Source organism: Bdellovibrio bacteriovorus str. Tiberius (assembly GCF_000317895.1).
Lineage (GTDB): Bacteria > Bdellovibrionota > Bdellovibrionia > Bdellovibrionales > Bdellovibrionaceae > Bdellovibrio > Bdellovibrio bacteriovorus_F.
This window is the reverse complement of the sequence record NC_019567.1, coordinates 3,260,368-3,280,141: the sequence shown is the minus strand read 5'-3', so window position 1 is coordinate 3,280,141 and position 19,774 is coordinate 3,260,368. Positions and strand designations below refer to the sequence as shown.

14 protein-coding genes are annotated in these 19,774 nt (G+C 51.0%); 7 read left to right on the top strand and 7 right to left on the bottom strand.

Annotation, left to right across the window (positions count from 1 at the left end):
* Nucleotides 1–30 precede the first annotated feature (30 nt).
* Entirely contained in the window at nucleotides 31–1,872 is a 1,842-nt protein-coding gene (locus BDT_RS15510; protein ID WP_015092185.1) for an NHL repeat-containing protein, read from the bottom strand.
* 357 nt (nucleotides 1,873–2,229) lie between these two features.
* Between BDT_RS15510 and BDT_RS15505 the strand changes: the two genes are divergently transcribed.
* The 6 genes from BDT_RS15505 to BDT_RS15480 are packed head-to-tail and all read left to right on the top strand — an operon-like array spanning nucleotide 2,230 to nucleotide 9,259.
* On the top strand, nucleotides 2,230–3,228 hold the full coding sequence (locus BDT_RS15505) for a diacylglycerol/lipid kinase family protein (RefSeq protein WP_041577952.1): 999 nt from the start codon (nucleotides 2,230–2,232) through the stop codon (nucleotides 3,226–3,228).
* An 18-nt stretch (nucleotides 3,229–3,246) separates the two neighbouring features.
* Entirely contained in the window at nucleotides 3,247–4,266 is a 1,020-nt protein-coding gene (locus BDT_RS15500; RefSeq protein ID WP_015092183.1) for an SDR family oxidoreductase, read from the top strand.
* Nucleotides 4,241–6,370 carry a dehydrogenase gene (locus BDT_RS15495; RefSeq protein ID WP_015092182.1) on the top strand — a complete coding sequence of 710 codons (2,130 nt, stop codon included), beginning with the start codon at nucleotides 4,241–4,243 and terminating at the stop codon, nucleotides 6,368–6,370. Before BDT_RS15500 ends, BDT_RS15495 begins: the two co-directional genes overlap by 26 nt.
* Before the next feature lie 9 nt (nucleotides 6,371–6,379).
* Complete coding sequence (locus BDT_RS15490) at nucleotides 6,380–7,075, top strand: outer membrane lipoprotein-sorting protein (RefSeq protein WP_015092181.1); 696 nt, start codon at nucleotides 6,380–6,382, stop codon at nucleotides 7,073–7,075.
* On the top strand, nucleotides 7,076–8,143 hold the full coding sequence (locus tag BDT_RS15485) for a hypothetical protein (protein WP_015092180.1): 1,068 nt from the start codon (nucleotides 7,076–7,078) through the stop codon (nucleotides 8,141–8,143).
* A gap of 12 nt (nucleotides 8,144–8,155) precedes the next feature.
* Nucleotides 8,156–9,259: a BtaA family protein gene (locus BDT_RS15480; protein ID WP_015092179.1), complete on the top strand. Its 1,104-nt coding sequence runs from the start codon at nucleotides 8,156–8,158 to the stop codon at nucleotides 9,257–9,259.
* A gap of 136 nt (nucleotides 9,260–9,395) precedes the next feature.
* Here the strand turns inward: BDT_RS15480 and BDT_RS15475 are convergent, their stop codons facing one another.
* Nucleotides 9,396–9,728: a hypothetical protein gene (locus BDT_RS15475; protein WP_015092178.1), complete on the bottom strand. Its 333-nt coding sequence runs from the start codon at nucleotides 9,726–9,728 to the stop codon at nucleotides 9,396–9,398.
* A 219-nt stretch (nucleotides 9,729–9,947) separates the two neighbouring features.
* Here BDT_RS15475 and BDT_RS15470 point away from each other — a divergent pair, with 219 nt between their 5' ends.
* Nucleotides 9,948–11,159 (top strand): hypothetical protein, encoded by a 1,212-nt coding sequence (locus BDT_RS15470; protein ID WP_015092177.1) that lies wholly within the window; start codon nucleotides 9,948–9,950, stop codon nucleotides 11,157–11,159.
* 117 nt (nucleotides 11,160–11,276) lie between these two features.
* Here the strand turns inward: BDT_RS15470 and BDT_RS15465 are convergent, their stop codons facing one another.
* From BDT_RS15465 to BDT_RS15445, 5 genes are read right to left on the bottom strand one after another with little or no spacing between them, the layout of a single operon-like run.
* Complete coding sequence (locus BDT_RS15465; protein WP_015092176.1) at nucleotides 11,277–13,961, bottom strand: phosphoenolpyruvate synthase; 2,685 nt, start codon at nucleotides 13,959–13,961, stop codon at nucleotides 11,277–11,279.
* A gap of 2 nt (nucleotides 13,962–13,963) precedes the next feature.
* On the bottom strand, nucleotides 13,964–14,827 hold the full coding sequence (locus tag BDT_RS15460; protein ID WP_041577951.1) for a UbiA family prenyltransferase: 864 nt from the start codon (nucleotides 14,825–14,827) through the stop codon (nucleotides 13,964–13,966).
* Nucleotides 14,820–17,237 (bottom strand): alpha/beta fold hydrolase, encoded by a 2,418-nt coding sequence (locus tag BDT_RS15455; RefSeq protein WP_015092174.1) that lies wholly within the window; start codon nucleotides 17,235–17,237, stop codon nucleotides 14,820–14,822. The genes BDT_RS15460 and BDT_RS15455 overlap by 8 nt, the downstream gene beginning before the upstream one ends.
* Complete coding sequence (locus tag BDT_RS15450) at nucleotides 17,234–17,974, bottom strand: formyltransferase family protein (protein ID WP_015092173.1); 741 nt, start codon at nucleotides 17,972–17,974, stop codon at nucleotides 17,234–17,236. Before BDT_RS15450 ends, BDT_RS15455 begins: the two co-directional genes overlap by 4 nt.
* Nucleotides 17,971–19,752 (bottom strand): AMP-dependent synthetase/ligase, encoded by a 1,782-nt coding sequence (locus BDT_RS15445; protein ID WP_015092172.1) that lies wholly within the window; start codon nucleotides 19,750–19,752, stop codon nucleotides 17,971–17,973. Before BDT_RS15445 ends, BDT_RS15450 begins: the two co-directional genes overlap by 4 nt.
* Between the last annotated feature and the right edge of the window lie 22 nt (nucleotides 19,753–19,774).

The following is a 19,774-nucleotide window of genomic DNA, read 5'->3' as shown; positions in this document are numbered from 1 at the left end:
CGAAAAAAGCGGCTTTTTAGGCCGCTTTTTTTATTCTGCCTGCACAACGCCGGCGGAATTGAACTTCTGCACCCGGCTGTTACCAGCTTCCGAGACATAGAAGTTTCGGCCCGCATCCAGAATGATGTCGACGGGCATCGTGAAATCACCTGCCGCCGCACCAGCCTGACCATAGGTGGTCATGTGTGCCCCGGCCGCAGAGAAGCGGACTACTTTGTTACCACCAGCATCCGCTACCAGGATGCTGCCGTCGGTGTCTTCGGCGATTCCGAAAATGGTGGCGAGGTTACCCGCCGCACCCGGCAAGATGGTCCATGCAACGGTGTTGTCAGCATTGATTTTGACCAGTGCACGGAAAGGTGCACCTGGTCCGGTGTTGGCGGCATCGGAAACGACGACGCCGCCGTCGGCTGTCGCTGCCACACTGATCGGAGAAATAATGTTGCCAGCACCCAGGGTGCCCAGTTCAACACCGGAAGTGTTCAGCTTTCTGATTAATCCGTTGGCGGCATCAGTTTGATAGATCACGTCGATATCAAGGTCTTTGTCATGAACGATATCCAGGAAATACGCCGTGCCAGTCGGGGTGATTTCGCCGGCGGAAGTTCCATCTGGATTGTACTTCATGATCTTGCCAGTAAGCAGGTTCGCACCGTAAATGATGCCTTGGCTGTCCATGTCGATATCGTACATCATGGCGCCCGCGGCAAAGGACAGGTCATTGAACCCGGTGGTATCAAATCGTTTGATGCCGCCCATGTCGCTGACATAAGTGTTGCCCTGTGAATCGCGGGCCACACCCAGTGCATTCGATAAAGTCGGATCATATTTACGGGCCAAAACTCCCGTGAATTTGTTGTACACTCGGGTTGTGTTGCTGTTCATGACATAGACTTCATTCCCAGCTTCAGCAAAGACGACGGGGCTGCTTGTGAACTGAGTGGCCCCCGCACTGCCATCGGTGATATAAAGCAAGGCTCCGGTTGGATCAAATGCAAAAAGGTAGCCGTTACTGTCGCTTTGACTGATCAGGAAGTTTCCATCGGATAGCAATGCCAGATTCCCAACATTGCTGTATGCAACCGTCGCTGGTGGGACCGGCAGGATTTGCGTCGGCCAGGTGATCTTGCTGTCGAAGCTTCCGTTGGGCAGGAACTTTTGCAGTCGATCTGACCAGCTATCAACAACGTAAACGTGCCCCGTGGCATCAAGGGTGAATTTGGCGTTACCCCAGAATTCGCCATCAGCACTGCCGGAAGTGCCGGCTCCGTAAGCCGCCATTTGTGCGCCCGTTGTTTTGTTGTATTTGCGGATCTGATAGAAATAGGTCATAGCCAGATACACGTTGTCACTGGAATCAAAGGTAATGTCCTGGGCAGACGGGAGTGTGCCGCCTTCTTGGGTAAATTCCTTAAAGATACCTTGAGGAACGCCATCAAGATTGTACTTTTGAATGTATTCGCGAACCGGGTTGCCTCCACCGTCTCTTTCGATAAGACCAATATAAATCAAGCCCGTTGAATCCACACCCAGTGATACGATTTCACCATCCGGCCATTTTGCGGCCGCAGGCAGGTTGATGCTTTTTAGAATTTTCCCGTCAGCGGTGGCCACATAGATTTGATGTTCAAACAAGGAAGCAGAGACAAATTTGTTTCCAGGGGCTGCGCTTAAAAATGACTTGTGCTGCAGATTAAACGCTGGTTGTCCCAGTGGGAATTTTCCTTTGATCACGGTCACATTTGGAGTTTGATCATCATCGCCTGTGGATGGAGAAATGATCTCGCCAAAGCGATCCAGGCTCATAGTACAAGCCGATGTTGTTAGGACAAAGGCCATCAGTGTGAACGTGGTTGAAAATTTCTTGAACATATACAGTACCTTTTACGTGCCTTTTACGAGGTTTTTACGTCTAGTTTCATAATACTTTTCGGAATCTGTTAAGAAGTGCTCAAGATAAATTGAGGGATCTTAGGAGCCACAGTTTTTATTTTGTGCTCCGCGAGTTTATGAGCGTACACCGTTCGTCGTGGCTCGGATTACAGAGAGGAAATGTCGCCAAACAGATGCGAGTGGACTGTTGTCTCAAAGTGATCACTTTTTGGTCAGCGGTGCCAAATTGACGTTTTAGGGCGGCTTTCAAGGGCTCAAATGCAATCTAGAAGTTCCCAAAGCGAGACATGTTCGGTATGAGGTTTGCTATAAGGTACCTTCGGAGAACAAAAAATTATGAGAGTGTCCGTCCTTGTTAATTCCAAAGCAGGCTCTGTGAATGCAGAGTTGATCGAGGCGAAGGTGCGTGAAGCACTTTTCCGTTGCGATCTGCGTTTCTGTCGTCCTTCGACGATGACAGAGATGTTTGACTTTGTTCAGGAAGAACAAGCGAAGAAAACGGACTACTTTATTATCTGCGGTGGTGACGGCACTATCAACGTGGCGATCCAAGCCATCATGAAATACCAGAACGGCGGGAAGCTGCCTCCGATTGCCATTGTTCGATCCGGAACAGCCAATGACCTTGCCCACGAAATCGGAGTTTCCACCCGCATTGACACTGCTGTTCGCAACATCTTTGAAGGTGTTGTGAAAAACATCGACGTGATTGAAGTCAGCTCCGGCGAACAAGTTGCTTACATGCTGACCAACGGAGGCCTGGGCCTTCCGGCGAAAGCGGCAGAGCTTGCCAATAAATTCCGTTCTCATCTGCAGACTTTGGCGAACTGCCCGAAGTCAGCAAAAGCCTATCGTTTCCTTGCACAGAAAAGTTATCATGCGGTCAAGAAAATGGGGCCGAGTGTTTATTCCATGATGACCGCCGAAGCGATTCGCACCTGGAATCCGGAAGGCTGGGGTCTGGAAATTGAAATTCCCGGCAAGGTGAATGTCGAAACGTCGTCTCCGATTGTTTTGATCAACAATCAGCAAAAGATCGGATCCAGTTTTGTACCGGCTCCGTTTACTTCCAATACCGACGGTACGGTCAACCTGCTTCTTTCTGAAACCAACAGTATTCCTGGTCACACTTTGGCGGCTTACCATCTTCGTCGCGGTTCCGTCGAAAAATCGCCGGTCTTTAAGTCATTTGAGCTGAAAGAGTTCAGACTAAAGAGCCAGAATCCCGAGCGCGCTTTGACTTTCTTTGGGGATGGCGAGATCCTTCTCAGAGATGTTCAGGAAATCACTGTTCGTTGCCTGCATCACGGACTGCCAGTCATGGTCCGACAATAGTTCTATTCGGAGGTCATCGTGACCAAACCACGCATTCTCGTTACCGGAGGCACAGGCTTCCTGGGTAAACGGGTCATTCCTTTGCTTCGCGAAAAATTCGAAGTGGACGTGCTGTCCCGTTCAGGCAAGACCGAAGTCCAGGGAGACCTTTGTCAGTGGAATGCAGGCCTGGATCTGGATGCTTTACGCAAAAAGAAATACGCGCTGTTTCTGCACATGGCGGGATTGTATGAACTGACCGCACCCAAAGTGGATTGCTATCAGCACAATATCTCGGCCATGGGCACTGCTTTAAAAGTGGCCGAAGCTCTTGAAATTCCTTTCTTCGTAAACACCAGCACCGTGGCGGCGGGAATTAATTCCCCGTTGACGGTGGTAAAGCCCAACGATTTGAACTTCCAAAAGACTTTCCCGGATGCTTATTCTGAATCCAAAGCCCATGGCGAACAGGTTCTGCAGAACTGGCCGACGGTGCACACCACCGGCCGCATCAATCTGCGCCTGGGTGTTTTGGTCGGGGACACGAAAACCGGCAGCATCGAGCGGATCGACGGGCCTTATCATGCGGCCGAAGCCTTCAATAAAATCCGGGCGGTGGTCGAATCCATTCCGACGTCTTTGCCTCTTCCGGGTAGTGATAAAACCCGTTTGCCGCTGGTTCCGGTCGACAAGTGTGCTGAAGCCATTGTGAAGTTCTGCGAGTGGGCGGTGCAGACCAAACCGCAGGGCTATCACAGTTTCCATGTGACCCCGAATCAGGGGTTGCCGGTTCGTGATCTTTATCTTTCGGCCTTGAAGTCCCAGGCTATTCCTCATAAAGGCGTGATCCTGATCGATAAGATTTCCGAGGCCCTGGTGCTGAAGCTTTCAAGCTTCATCGCGCGCTTCCCTGAAGAAGAACTGCATTATCTTATGAATTTCCCGATTTATGACACCACCAGCACCCGGGAAGTCCTGGGCGAAACATGGTGTCCTGAATTCTTCCAATACGAACAAAAATTCTGGAGCGGATATGAAGCGTACGTATCGAATCGCTGAGATCAGTTTCGGACGCCCGCACTGGGATGCCGCCTATGAATTTGACTTTGCCGGGGATCACTATGAAGTCCAGCGCTTCAGTGCCAATTTCTCGGTCGATGCGGTTGTCAGACTGATCGAAACTCTGCGCAATCAGGTGGATGCGTTTGCATTGACCAGTTTGCCGCCGGTGATCAAGCTGGATCAGAAAAGCTACGTGCACCGCCAGTACTTGGAAATCATGGCGACTCCTTCGCCGGTGCCGTTGTGTGACGGGACGGGGTTGCGTGAAATTGCCAATATCAACTCTTTGGTAAAACATATTGAATCCGGCATCATCCAGCCGGAACGGGGCACGTTCTTCCCAACAGCTGTTCTTTGCACCGAGCTTGAAGAATACATCCGTCACCGTTACCGCAAGTCGGTGTATATCGGCGATGCGTATTCGCTTTTGGGTCTGCCGTGGATGATTCAGCCCTTCCCGGGTTTGATGACTCTTTCAAAGCTGGCTTTGAATGTGGCTAACATCAAGGACATGAAACGTAATACTCCATTGGCGCAAACCAAGATGCAGAAGATCAGCCGGTCTTCTTTGGCAGCTCAGGTTGAAAACGTGCAGTACGTGTTCTGTGATCTGCCGATGCTGCTTTTGTTCGATCAGGCGACGGATTTTGTGCGCGGCAAGGATCTGGTGATCTGGTCTTCACACCCGGCAATGGAAGAAGAAGCCAAAAAGTATTCTCCGCGCAGTATCATCAATCTGTTCCCGGAAAACTACCGCGTGCATCCGTATATGAACTATTCTGTTCTGGATGCGATGCTGCGCTTGTCGCATAAACGCACGGCTGCTTTGTCCATCGAAGAATGGGAACAGCTGATCACCGAGGACGTCGAGATCCGGCAGGTGGCGCGTAAATACGTGATGACCCGAAATTCATCCACGCAGACAAAGATCTCTCAAGGGTTCAATGCGGTTCGCAACAAAGTGTTCAGCCAGCCGGAGCCGGATTTTGCCTTTGTGATTCATGCGCTTTCTCACAATGACTTTATGCATGTACCGGGCTTGGGTGTGCTGAAGCATATGCCAAAAACCTGGAATGATCCATTTGACCGGATGGCCGCGAAAGCGCCGCCGTTCGTGTACGGTCATATCAAGCACATCATCAGTGAAAATAATGGCAAGGAAATCAACGGCATCATCTATGCCTTGCCCGCGACTCCGAAGGTGCTGAAGAATTCTGACCCTGAAGTGATTTATCGCAAGATTGAAAGTATCTGTTACGATGCCGCCAATCGCGGGGCGAAGATGATCGGCCTTGGAGCTTACACGAAAATCGTGGGCGATCAGGGGATTACAATCAATCAAAACAGCCCGATTCCGGTCACTACCGGGAACAGTCTCAGTGCCTCGGCCACCTTGTGGGCCCTGGCCGATGTGGTGCAGAAGATGCGCCTGTTGAAGCAGGATCCGAACACGGGCTATGTCGATGGTATGGCCATGGTTATCGGGGCGACGGGATCAATCGGTAAAGTTTCAGCGAAGCTGTTATCAATGATCTTTAAACGTCTGTGCCTGGTGGCTCCACGACTGAACCGCTTGGAAGAACTGCGCCAGGAAATCCAGCAGATGTCACCAAACTGTGAAGTCATCATAACCACCGATGCCAATGACCTGGCGGCGGATGCGGATGTGCTGGTGACGGCGACTTCGGCATTTGATCACAAGATTGTCGACGTCATGCGCTTGAAGCCTGGCGCGGTGGTGTGTGACTGTTCTCGTCCTCTGGATTTTGATATCGAGGATGCCAAACAGCGTCCGGATGTTTTGATTATTGAATCTGGTGAAGTGGTCTTGCCGGGGCCGGTGGAAATAGATTTTGATATGGGTCTTCCGGGGAACACGGTGTATGCGTGTCTGGCGGAAACAGCCCTGCTGACTTTGGAAGGTCAGTATGAGCCCTTCACCATGGGCCGCGATATCGAGTGGCACAAAGTAAAACAGATCTATCAGATGGCGAAACGCCACGGGGTTAAACTTGCAGCGATTCAGGGTCACACCGGAATCATCACTGACAAGGAAATCGAACTGACCCGTGAACTGGCTTTGTCTAAAAGAAAAAAATAAGGAGATGTCATGAAGACACTTTTGGCGATCAGCAGCTTGTTATTCTCTTTGCATGCCCTGGCGGAAAACCCGGCCGAATGGGTGAAAAAAGCGGACAATATCCGCAACCCTGCTGAATCCTATGAAATGAAAATCAAGGTCGAGACGTCTGAAAACACCTCGGTTTTTCAGGTTTATTTGAAAGGTCAGGACAAAACCCTGATCGTCACCAAAGAACCTGCCCGCGACAAGGGTCGCAACATGCTGATGCTGGATCGTGATTTTAATGCCTATGTTCCAAACCTGAAGCGTTCCATGCGTCTGTCATTGGCGCAAAAGCTTTCAGGTCAAGTGGCGAACGGGGATATTTCCCGCACTCGCTGGTACGGCGACTATGATGTGACCAAAGAAAGTGAAAACGCCAACGAGGTTCAGCTGCTATTGAAAGGCAACAAAGACAACCTGACTTATGCGTGGGTTCGTCTGTGGCTTAAAAAAGGCTCGTTTGCTCCGTTGCGTGCGGAATATCTGGGTCTGAACGGCAAGACGGTTCTGAAGCGCGCAGCGTTCGAAGACTATAAAAGCATCTCGGGCGCAGTTCGCCCAACGACTTTGAAAATCGAAGACACTAATAAGCAAATCAGCTACATCCGCATTCTTTCCATGGATAAGAAGGACTTCAGTGATTCCTTCTTTACGGTCCGCAATATGGAGAGCATGAAATAAGTGAGACTTCTGGTTCTTCTGACACTTCTGATGATGACTCCTTGGGCGAGGGCAGACTTGGTGTTTGCGCCTCGCTATGAGTATATCCGTGGTCAGGAGGACGAACTTGCGAACCGTCTTATTTTGAAAGGCAAACTGAACAGCAACTTGGGGCCATTCGGAATCTTCATTGAAGGCTTTGGCGACTTTGAAGGCAATGAAGATCAGGCCTATATCCGCCGGTCTCCTTCAAAAGGTTATTTGCAGGAAGCCTATCTGGAATTCAAACTGGATTCATTCTATGTGCGTGTGGGTCGTCAGGCCATCCGCTGGAGCGAAATGTGGTCTCTGCCTTCTTTGGACGTATGGTCCGGCCGCCGCTGGGCAAGATTGTTCTTTGATCCGTTCCAGGATCAGCTGACTCATCCGACCGGGGCGTCTTTTTCTTATGCCCGAGAAACGTGGTCTTTGGATCTGGTGGGGATCGGCGACGTTGCCGAATCCACATATCCGGTTCCCGCGCCCGAACCAGTTGAAGAAAAGAACACCAGCTTTGGTGGGCGTCTGAAAATGGACGTCAAAGGTTTTGGTCTGTCGCTGGTGTCGGCGCAGATTTTGAACCGTAATCACTATGGTTTTACCGCCAACTATGCTTTTGAAACGGCGGTTCCCAAATTTGAGTACGGCTATGTGGATGACACCACTTTACCGGATACGATCAAAAGTGACCGCAGCTTTGGGACCGTGGGTATGGATTTGTTCCTGGGGAACTGGGTGGTGCTGCCTCAGGTGACGGCTTATGAGGTCAACACGCTGATGGGGACGCAAACTCAAGTGTCTTATTACGTCAGTGCTCAGTGGAATCCGAACCGTCATGACGTGTTCTTCCAGCTTTATCAGAATGACACCACCAAGGATCTTTTTATGAACGCCAGTTATGGTTATAACTGGACGGACTATTTTACCTCCACCATCTTTGCCCAGAGCTATCAGGGGAAAGACGGCGGGCTTTACGATATGTATGAAGAAATCACCGGCGGTTATGTCGTCGGTTTGCGTTTGGAATTTACCGGCAGTTTGCCTTTTTAACGGGAGTCAGCAATGGCAAAAGAATACTTCTCTGATTTAAACTACACCCTGTCCAATGAAGACACGCGCATTGAATTTGATTTACTGCCCGAGGGTGCAAACCGTGTGTTCAGCATTGCGGGCTCCGGCGCTCGCTGCCTGCCACTGATTGCCAAGAATCCTAAATATCTGGATGTCATCGACATGTCGGTCAGTCAGCTTTACCTGTGCGAGCTGCGCCTGCAGGCGATGAAGACTTTGACCTATGAAGAATACCTGTTCCTGATGGGCTATCGCGGCGCTTTGCAAGGCGGCCATGATGAAGGCGACAGCCGTGAAGATCTTTTCAAGCGTCTGACTTTGTCAGCCGCAGCCACCAGTTACTGGCAAGACCGTATGGAAGGCTGGAAGCCACGCGGGTTCATATTACTGGGCCGCTGGGAATCCCATTTCCAGAAACTGGGTTATTTATTCCGTGATGTCTTGCAGTGTGATTTCAGCAAGGTCTTTGCCGCACAAACTTTGTCCGAGCAGATCGAGCTTTATGAAAAGCACTGGCCGAAAATCCGCTGGAACAGCTTTATTCGTGTGGCGGCCAGCGAGTTTGTGTTCAACAAGTACCTGTACAAAGGCCACTTCAGTGGTCGCGCCGATCACAAAACCGAGCAGCGGGCCCCGTGGCAGTTTATCATGGAAGAATTTGACCGGATCTTCCGCACGCAACTGGTGCGTAAGAACTATTTCATGCAGATCCTTTTCCTGGGCCGCATTGCTTATGAAGAAGGCCTTCCTTTGGAAGCGCACGAACACGTTGTCGCGGCGGTGAAAAAGTCCAAAACCGAAGTGCGCTACCTGCACGGCAATCTGCTGGAAGAACTGCCAAAGCATGCATATGACTTTATCTCTTTATCAGACACGATTTCTTATCTTGAACAGCGTGATGCCAATCAGATTCTGCAAAGGCTGAATACGGACAGCAAAGCCGGAACTCAGATGGTGATCCGATCCTTCATGCGGGCGCCAACGGCGATTGATCTGAAGGGGTGGGAAGAGCTGGGCGACAAGAATGTCTGGGCTCAGCATAAAGACGGAACTGGAGTCTACCAATTCCATATCTTCAGAAAGGTCGGCGGTTGAAAACGGCCGCTCTGACTGCGTTGTCGGCAAGCCTTCTCGCTCCGACGTGCTTAGAGCACGCCTGCGCTGCGAGGGCTTACCTCCGCCTTGCATAGCAACCGTTTTGAACCGCCTTGGTTCCCGGTTGCATTTTGGCTTATTTTTCGGTGCAGCTGACGTCGGCTGTTTGTCCGTAAAGGGCCATTTGGCCGTTGCCGGAGGCGTCCAACAGCAGTTCCACTTTATTTGGGTTGGATTCGCTGACTTGGCCTTTCACGGCCACGATGTGTTCGTGGGTGTGTTTGATCACCAGGAAGCGTTCTTTGCGTTCGCTTAGATAGTTCACGGTGATGGTTTCTTCGCCGCCGTCACGATCCAGAGTTAAAAAGTCCATGATATGAGACTGAGTCGTGCACTCCAAACCATAAGCAGAAGCATTTACCGCGGAAAGACTCAAAGCCACCAGAACGATCGATTTCAGAATTTTCATATAATCTCCATTTTTAAATCACACGGGGACAGGTGCGAGAGGCGTGCCCATTTCACAGGGAAAATGCGGGTACTTGGACTGACATCGCTGTCTAAGTTTTTGACAAGGTGACGTTTTACTGAACTCTTTTCACGTGCCTTTGTGAATTATCACAGAATGTTTAGATCACCTCGTGTTTGTGGTAGAACGTGGCCTTCAGTTTTAACTTGTGAGGTCTAAATGAAATTCAAGCTTCTTGTCGGGGCTCTGGCTTTTGTGGCGGGTTCCTGGGCGCAAAAAAGTGCGGCTTATCTGATTGCTTCTGAACCAGCAAAGCTTCGTGCGGGTGTTCCAACAGACGTATTTGTGGCAGGCTTTGGCAATGATCAGGGCACACAGTTTCTGCAGTCCGCGATCATCGGTGCGAAAGTGTCCCGTGACCGCTTCCCGCAAAGACAGCGCGTTATTATCAGCGCGGTGAATGAATCCCTTTCTGCTGAAAGCGCGATGCTGGCCAAGGCAGGTTTCGGATTTCGTAAAGCTGACGAAGATGATCTGGGGAAAGAACGTCTGGTTCTGGCGCTTCAGTATTTGAATGCCCCGATTTCTTCATTGCAGTTCTATGGACACGCAAATACTTACAACGGATTCCGTCTTCAGGATAAACGGGACCGCTTGGATCACGAAGATCCAGAGTTCGCACAACTTGGCAGCGTATTGGCTCCGAATGCCTTTGTGGTATTCCATTCCTGCAACTCGGGTTGGCTTTTGGCTCCGGCGGCTGCAAAAATGTGGCGTCGTCCGGTGTTTGGTTCTTTCGCGTCGTCTGATTTCCAGGAGATGATGACGGACGGCAACTGGTACTATCACGATGTTGGCTACTATCCTGAAAACCTGACTCGTATCGGGACCACGTCCCGCATCACCCAACAGACTTTGGAATGCACCACTAAAAAGTGCCTGCGTTTGAAACCAGTGAATTCTCCTTATGTTGATTCCTTCGGTACATTCAGCCGTGGTTTGGGTTTCTATAAAGTGTTCTCTCCGGTGGATGCTTTGATTCCTCAGGCGACGATTCACTTCACATTGCTGACGCCTACTGTGAAACCTCTGACTTTGCAGTCTTCCCGTGCAGATCTTATTGACGCGGTTAAAGACTGGATGTGTCCTTCTGACAAATCCGGCGTTCGCCGCAGAGCTTGTTCTGAGGCCATCGACACTCAGGCCTTTATGAGCAATCCGACTTTGAGCTTCTTCAACGGAACACCTGTGGCCTGCAACAACACCAGTTGCTCCACCACGGTGAAATGTAAAGTTCTGAAGAAACTTGTTGGCGCGGTTCCCTGCACGACGGTGGATCTGGATTCCCGCAAATCCACAGTGTTCTCTGATCAGCTGAAAATGATCTTTAAGGGGCTTGAGCAGTTTGAGCTGGGCACCTTGAATCTTTAGTCCCTAAAATTGCTTTCCCCAAAAAGCAGAAGGCTGCGAGTTTCCTCGCAGCCTTTTTTTTTCGGCCTCGCCGGCAGTACTGGAGCACCGACAGGTGCGCAAGCTGAAGCAGCGCCGCTACTCTGACAGAATTTTGATGGTTCCGGCTTTGGCGTCGATGCGCACGCGCATTCCGGTTTTCAGTTTCTTGGTCAGTCCCGGAATACTGACGATCGCCGGGATTCCCATTTCTCGGGCGACGATGGCGGAATGCGAAAGCAGACTGCCACGTTCCACCAACAGACCTGAAATCGCCGGATACAGCGGCACCCATCCTGGATCGGTGCGCGCGGTGACCAGAATCTCGCCGTTCAGATCCAGGTTGTCGCTTGGATTGATGATGACTTTCACCACGCCTTCAAGCACACCCGGGCAGCACGGCAGACCTTTCAGATCCCAGTCGCCGGATTCACTGCTGACCTGAGACAGGTCTTCTTCTTTGATAAATGTGTTGTTCCAGTAAACTGCACCACGGGTCATAACACGCGGGTCGGTTTCTTCGGTGAAGCGGGCATAGTCCTTCTTGCGAAGCTCAACGAAGGCCTTCAGATCAAATGACGGCAGCGTGCCGTTGTAAATACCAAAGACCTCTTCGATGGTCAGCCAGAAGATATCGCGCGGATTCTCCAAAGCGCCCAGCGATGCCAGGTCTTCACCAATAGTCTGGAAGATCGTGCGTGCAATCCCGTAAATGCGGGTGCGCGCAAAGCGCGTGTTCTCGCGGTTTTTCACCGCTTTGCGCGCGTGCTTCAGAACCCAGAAATAGACTTTCTGCTTAATGCCTGTCAGATGCCCCGCCACTTTGGCTTCGGCCTGCTGGCGCAGATTCTTTTCGTGGGTGTCGTCATGGGCTTCCACCTGACCGGCTTTCAGATAGTTCTTCAGACACACAAACAGATAGCTTGGGTCGGTCAGAAGATCGATCTCTTCCAGTTTCATTTCGCTCATGCAGCGGAAACCGAAGCGGTCCAGATAGTCCAGCACCAGCTTGTAGAACTCGGTGTAAGGGGACTGGTTCAGGGCCTCAAGACCCTCTTTCGGATCGGTTTCTTCAATCAGCTTGCGCAGACCTTCATTTTGGTTGGCTTTGGCTGCCAGTCGCAGCAGAGCCTTGGTGGGCTCGGCACTTTCCAGACCGCCTTCACCAGCCAGAAGGTCATTCTGGATAGTGGAATCAAGCTCCTTCAGCCACGTGGTCGTCAGCTTGCGCAAAAGACCAAAGTGCACCATGCACAGGAAGTCATTGATGATCGGCGCTTTCCAGCGACCCAGCATGTTTCTTTCCACATCCATGTACACGCGGATCAACTGATCCCCACGCATGCGTTTCAGCGGCATGGCGCGGAAGCGGTCATAGTCCTTGTGGAAGGTCGTCAGGAAGTCATCAACGACTGTCTGAATAGTGAAGTGGTATTTGATAAAGTTAAAGCCCGTGATCGCCTTGCGCAGGCGGCCCACCGGAGTGTCCCAGGAAGGATGGGGCTTGATACGATTGGCGATTTCATCGCTGAGTGCCTCAGAAACACCCATCATCGTTTCCATGAACTCGCGGTTTTGTTTAAAGCCCGGCAAGACGCCGACCAGCTTGTACCAGTTAAACAGGTTATAATACACGCGGCCGTCCAGGGAACCCAGCATATAGCTTAAGTACGAGTCCATGTCCTTGATGATGTCGTTGGGAACCCCCAGGACTTCACAGAACTGCACATAGACGGCCTTGTAGTTTCTTAGAGCAAAGCTAAAACTCAATGGCGACGTCAATCCACCATAGGACTCGATGATGTTCGAGTTGTCCCACAGATTCGGATAACCAATCAGATCCTGATCAAGGCTTGTGACCGGACGGGTTTGCAGAATATAGATTTTGCCACCTTCCACGGCCCATTCGATATCCTGAGGGCGGTGGTATTGTTCCTGAATTTTCTGCCCCAGGCGGTACAGGCCATTCATTTCCTCAGAGCTTAAAGAGGCGGTGTTCACTTTATCCGCGCTGACCGGTTTCATTTCGCAATGACCGGAAGCGGACTTTTTCATCATCTCTTTTTTCTCGACCAGTTCTTCGCGCAGCATTTTTCCGCTTTTGGCATCAAGCCAGAATGAATCTGCATCCAAAGCCCCGGAAACAAGTCCTTCGCCCACGCCATACACCGAGGAAACAACGAAGGTGTCGGTTTTTTTCGCCACCGGGTCACAGGTGAACAAAACACCGGACTTATCCGGGTCAATCATGCGCTGAAGAACCACCGACACCGAGATTTTTTTAAGATCAATTTTGTTTTCCAGACGGTACACCAGACCGCGTTCAGAAAACGCCGAAGCCCAGCACTGACGAATGTATTTCAGAATGTCGGATTTGCCAGAAACATACAGATAGCTTGAAAGCTGTCCGGCAAAAGAATGCGACAGACTGTCTTCGTCCGCGGCGGAAGAACGCACGGAAAAGACCTTGTCGGACCCCAGGGACTGCAGGGCTTCTTCCAAAGAGGATTCCACCGTCGCCGGCAGGGGAGTCGATTCAAACAGATTTAAAACTTCTTTTTCCGCCAGAGCGGGGGTTAGCTCCTGACGAAGCAGGCGGTCCAAAATACCTTCCAGACGGGCTTTCACGTCAGCGGACTGCAGGAACTCATGGAAGTAGCGTTTGCCGAAAACCACCCATTCAGGAACCGGTAAACCGGCCTGGGACATCAGATAAAGATTAAAGCCTTTACCACCGGCTTCGTTCTTTGCAAAAAACAGGGTCGATTTGGGGGTGACAAGCATGGTTAAACTCCCAAGATACATATAAGGATGATGTAGTGAACAAGCAGATAAACGCCGCTGATATTTCTAAAGAAGGCTGCCGTCTTGCGTGATTTACGCAAAAGATAGGCAAGGCTCACGGCCACATACACCGTCAAAGCAATCGGTGGCCACAGGTTCGGATGCAGGAAATAAATCAAAGCCACACCCAAAACCGCCTGACTGATTGAAAGGGCCCAGGCTCCGGTGCATCCAAAAATATTGGAATAGCTGGGAACATGGTCGCGCTCTTCTTCCGGGGCGAAGGTCTTTCGGGCAAATTCAAACAGATTGAAAAAGAACCAGTTCATCAAAAAGAACAAACCGTGTTCGGTCTTCAGCTCGGTCAGTTCCATGCCGGTCATGGCAATACCCGCAGACAATCCCAGCAAAGCACTCACAAAAGTGTGAGACACCGCATACGTCGTCAGATGCGGGCGCAGCAGATCCCCGATGAAAAACTCTTCGTACATCATCAGGCTGTAGCCAATGGCAATGGCGTGAACCAGGAACGGCGAAAGCCCCAAAGAACCAGCGATCACCAGTTCCAGCACGATCAGAACCAACAGCGCTTTTTTGACCTGCGCCACGGACAAAACCCCGCGCGCCAGCGGGCGGGTGGGGTTGACCTTCAGGTCGACTTCATAGTCCTTGATTTCATCAAACAGGCGCATGCGGAAAAAGAACGATAGCAGCAGTACAAAGACCACGGCGAAGCGGGACCAGTTCCAGTCCTGCTCAAGCGTTTTAGTCAGGTACAACCCATTGGCCCATGAGAACAGGAATATCATGGGCACATAAGAGGCCGGACTGAATCTTTCTTTGACCAGTATCCACCACTTAGCCAATGACAACTCCCGGTTCTTTCAACTGGTCACGCAGCACTTTGTATTCCACTTTGGAATGGTGGCGCGGATCCATGGGAACCTTGTTGACGAATTTGATCTCATCCACCGGAATTTTATTTTTCTCAAAGACACGCTGGATTTCTTTTTTCGCAGCGGCAAAATCAAAGATAGCCGCGTCGATGCCTTCTTTCAGTTCGACTACAGCATAGGTGGCCTGACCGAGCTTCGCATCATCCATACCCAGGAAGGCACAGCGATACGTAAAGTCCATACGCTTTAACAGAACTTCGGCCCGAACCGGGAAATAGTACCTGCCGGCGCGTTCGATGGCGTTGTTCACCCGGCCCACGATCCATAGGTTCTTGTCGGGATCGATGTAAGCCAGATCGCCTGTGCGGTGCCATACGCGGTTTTTTTCATCCATGATCTTCGTTGTTTTGAAGGCCTCGGGATTATTGTAATAGTCGCGGCAGACGTGGTCCCCGGTACAGATGAATTCACCCACTTCACCATTGGCAACCTCGATCTGGGACCATGGGGCGTCCTTCAGTTCGATGGGACCATCTTTGATACGGATGAAGCGATAGTCGATGTCTTCACTGATATGACCGACGTTCACGCCTTCCTCGATGATTTCAGGATCGGTGATATTGCTTTCTTTCAGCATGTCGCGGCCTTCAATATGGGCCATCGGCTCTGCTTCCGTCGATCCATACAAAATCCACAGGTCAGTTTGCGGCGCGATTTCATAGAATGCTTTGACGTCATCCTTGGAAATCGGCGCCCCACCGGTCACCACTCGGCGCAGTCCGGTCAGCTGAATGTTGTTCTCTTTACAGAACTTGGCTACACCCACCAGCATACTTGGTGACAGGGTCGTGCAGTTGATATTTTCATGCATAATTTGACACGCCAGCAAAGCCGAATCATGAGCGGCCGGAGCCGCCAGATTCAATGCTGGCAAGATGGTGGTTACGCCGGAGGCCAGGTTGTTCAGACTGAAAATCGGGAAGGCCGGCATGTCCTTGTCTTTCTCGGTGTACGGAATCACGTGAGAAAGTGCATGGTGCTGGGCCGACAGGAATCGGTGAGTGCGGTTGGCACCCTTGGGTTTTCCTGTGGATCCCGTTGTGAAAGTGATCAAGGCGGTGAATTCACTTTCCACCGGCTCAATTGGGGAAGGTTCTGCTTTCAGCAGCTCTTCAAATTTGTGCGTGAACTTGTCGCCGGGGCCGTAAAGAACACGGATCGGCATGGACTTGAATTCGGGGACTTGTTCCACCAGATCAAACGCCATTTTGAAGCTGATCATGGCTTTCGGGCCCACGCATTCTGCGGAAGCGCCCAGATGGTGACTGCGCGCCCAGGAATCCAGGAACACGGCAATGGCACCAATACGCTGAACCGCAAACATGGCGGTGTACATGTCCAGACTCATCGGCAGGAAGATGATGACCCGGTCGCCTTTTTTAATGCCGATGTCCATCAGACCTCGCGCAAACGAGTTGATGCGGGCGGCGAAGTGGCGATAGGTGATTTCATCGTGTTTGATGGGGGTTTTGGGATCCCCATTCCACTGCGCCAAAGCTTGCGGATTGGCCCAGCGTAAAGCCACGCGTTCCGGGAATTCGCGCAAGTGTTTTTCCATGTAGGTGATGACGTTGTTTCTTCCGTCTTCACCTGGATAATAACCGATCTTGCTGTCCGGGGTTGAAGCACTGCTGCTGGCTTCCGTCGTCAGAATTTTCAAAATGTCCTGAACGTGAGACCACAGCAGACCATGTCCCGCATTGTCGACATGGACAATCTTGTGGGACGGGTATTTAGAGACGATTTCATTCTGTGCCTGATCCTGGCTGATCTTGTCCTGGCGGCCATAGATCACCGTCACGGGGACCTTGCAGACGTCACCGGCAGACCACGGATGGGCTTCCATTTTCATTTTGTTGGAAACGGTTTTTTGCCACAGCTTCCAGTCCTGCAGGCGTTCTTGAACCTTGGCAAGATAGGGAAGGGCATCGGCTTTCAGGGGATGAATCAGATCAGCGAAGAAGCCGTCTTTGGATTTTGTATGACTGGATTGGATCAACTTGTCACCAAGAACGGGCAACTGCAAAAGCCCCTTGGCAACAGCCGACAAAGGACGCTCGGGTTTTATGTAAGGGGTGACCAGCACCACCTGTTCCACATAGTCCTGATACTTTGGCAGGGATTTCAAAATACGATAGCCGCCCCAGGAATGACCCAGCAGAATTTTTTTGGATTTATCCTGAGTCAGCAGGCGGATCCATTCCTCGCTGTCAGCTTCAACTGCCAGCAGTCGGTAGGCGTTGGGATCCAGACTCTTTTGCAAAAGGCTCCAGTCCTCGGGATGGCCGGGGTTTCCGTGCAGAGCAATGATGGTTTTCATATTCTGACTCCTTTTGAACGAAGCCGGTAAAAATCACGCAAGCGTGGATTGCTTCTGTAAACCGTTCTTTCAGTTTTCTGGTTCTCAAGACCCTGAATCTTACCTTGGGAGGCGAACTCCTGAAGGATCTGCGAGGCTGCTTTTGCTTCGAATGACGCTCCAAGATCCAGGGACTTTAGATAATCCTTTTTATCGGAGGGAACTTCCACGACCTTTAGCAAGGCGCCGTCATCCAGTTTCGAGGTCATTTCATGAATGGAAAATCCTGCCGGGGTGTCTAAAAGATGGGCCCAAAAGTCACACATCAAACCACGCTGATCCGGCAGCAGGCCGTGATGGATGTTCAAACATCCCATTTTGGGAACGGCCAGCAGCTTCTTTTTAAAGAATGAACGGGTGCGTGCATTCAGAATCAGATCCGGTTGCAGGCGTTCCAGCAGGGCCAGGGATGTGTCGGAATTGATGTCCTTGATGACGTAGACCTTTTTCCCGGCGGCTTCATAGGCCTGCTGCTTTCGTTTCAGCGAGTTGTCGAAAAAGTTTTTTAGCAGCTGCCAGCCCATGCGGGGGGCGGCAAGAGTCAGTATCAGCAGGAATGCTTTAACCAGAATATCCCAACTGCGGTTGTCGATAATGACAAGAGCCTCGATATGAGGCTCTTGCGCCAACGGCAGCGTCAGCTTGTCATAGTTGTGCGGAACAAATGTCACCGCGGAGGTGACCAGCAGTGTTCTCATAGATAGAGCTCTTCGATTTTTTCCTTATAGCGCTGATCCAGCACTTTTCTTTTCACTTTCAGGGACGGAGTTAATTCGCCGCCTTCCACCGTGAATTCGTTGGGCAGAATGATGTATTTTTTAATGCTTTCAAAGCTTGCCAGCTGGGTGTTGGTTTCAGCCACGGCCTTTCGGATAAGTTCCGCCACGAACGGGGACTGCACCAAAGAATTCCAGTCGGAATAATTGATTTGTTTTTCCTTGGCCAGATTTTCAACTGTCGGGCGATCCAGCGTGACCAGGGCCACAATGTATTTTTTCTGATCGCCATGGACCAGAACATTGGCGATATATGGCGACAGACTTAGCAGTCCTTCCAGACGCTGTGGAGCCACGTATTTACCACCCGCAGTTTTAATCAGGTCCTTTTTGCGGTCGGTGATTTTCAAGTCACCACCTGGCAGGATTTCGCCAATGTCGCCGGTGTGGAACCAGCCATCGGTGAAAGCCTCTTTGGTGGCTTCAGGATTTTTGTAGTATTCCTTCATCACCTTGTCGCTTTTAACCATGATCTCGCCGTCTTCCGCGATTTTCAGCTTCACTTCGCCAATCGGGCGGCCCACACTGCCAAATTTGTAATTGAATGGAGTGTTCACCGTGATAGCGGCCGTTGTTTCAGTCAGGCCATAGCCTTCCAGAATCAGCACACCAGCGGCGTGGAAGAACAACGCAATTTCACGAGGGATCGGTGCGCCACCACTGATGGCAAAGCGCAGACGGCCTCCGAATGCCGTGGGGATTTTGTCCAGAACAAGTTTTTTCGCCAGTTCGTATTTCACCAGCAGATCCAGGGGCAGAACCTGACCACTCATTTTGTAGTCGCCCACTTTGGTGCCGACTTCCAGAGCCCAGTTGAAGATTTTCATTTTCAGCGGCTGGGTTTGAATCTGTGCGGTGACTGCAGCATAAATTTTTTCAAAGATGCGGGGAACCGACATCAGGAAGGTCGGACGAACCTCTGTCAGATTGCCGCGCATTTTTTCCAGGCTTTCCGCGAATGCCAGGGTGAAGCCGATATAGGCATGACCCCAGTGTTCGATGCGACCCAAAATATGTGCATAAGGCAGGAAGGACAGGGATGTGTCCGCTTCGGTGGCGCCACATAGCGGGAAAGCTTCGCTGACTTCGCTGATCGCCTGAAGGTGAGTCATCACCACGCCTTTCGGGCGACCGGTGGTTCCGGAAGTGTACAAAATAGTGGCGATATCTTCCTGGGTCAAAGAAGCGCAGAGTTCCTGGAACTGACTTGGGTGTTTTGCCAGATAGTCTTTACCCATCTGCAAAAGTTTCGGCCACGTGATCGCCTCCGGGTTCGGGCAGGTTTCGTCAAAGACGATGACCTTTTCCACTTTCGGGCATTTTGCCTTCACGGACTCGAACGTTTTTAAAGGTCCGCGGCTTTCGCAGATAAGAATGCGGGATTCAGAGTTGTTCAGAATGTATTCCACATCATCAGCGGTGTTGTTCTGATAGATTGGAACAGTGATGGCCTTAATGCCAAAGATGCCCAGATCGGTCGTAGACCATTCCAGGCGGGTGTTCGCCATGATGGCCACGCGGTCACCGGGTTTGATTCCCAAAGACAGCAGGGCGCAGCCGACAGCTTCGATGTCCGAATAGTATTCGTTCCAGCTTTTTTCTTTCCAGGAGTCATTGACTTTGTATTTAACAGCCACGTGATGAGGACTGCGACTGCGCATGCTTAGAATGGAATGACCCAAAGTGGTGGGCTTCGTCATGATGAAAACTCCTGGTTGCCGT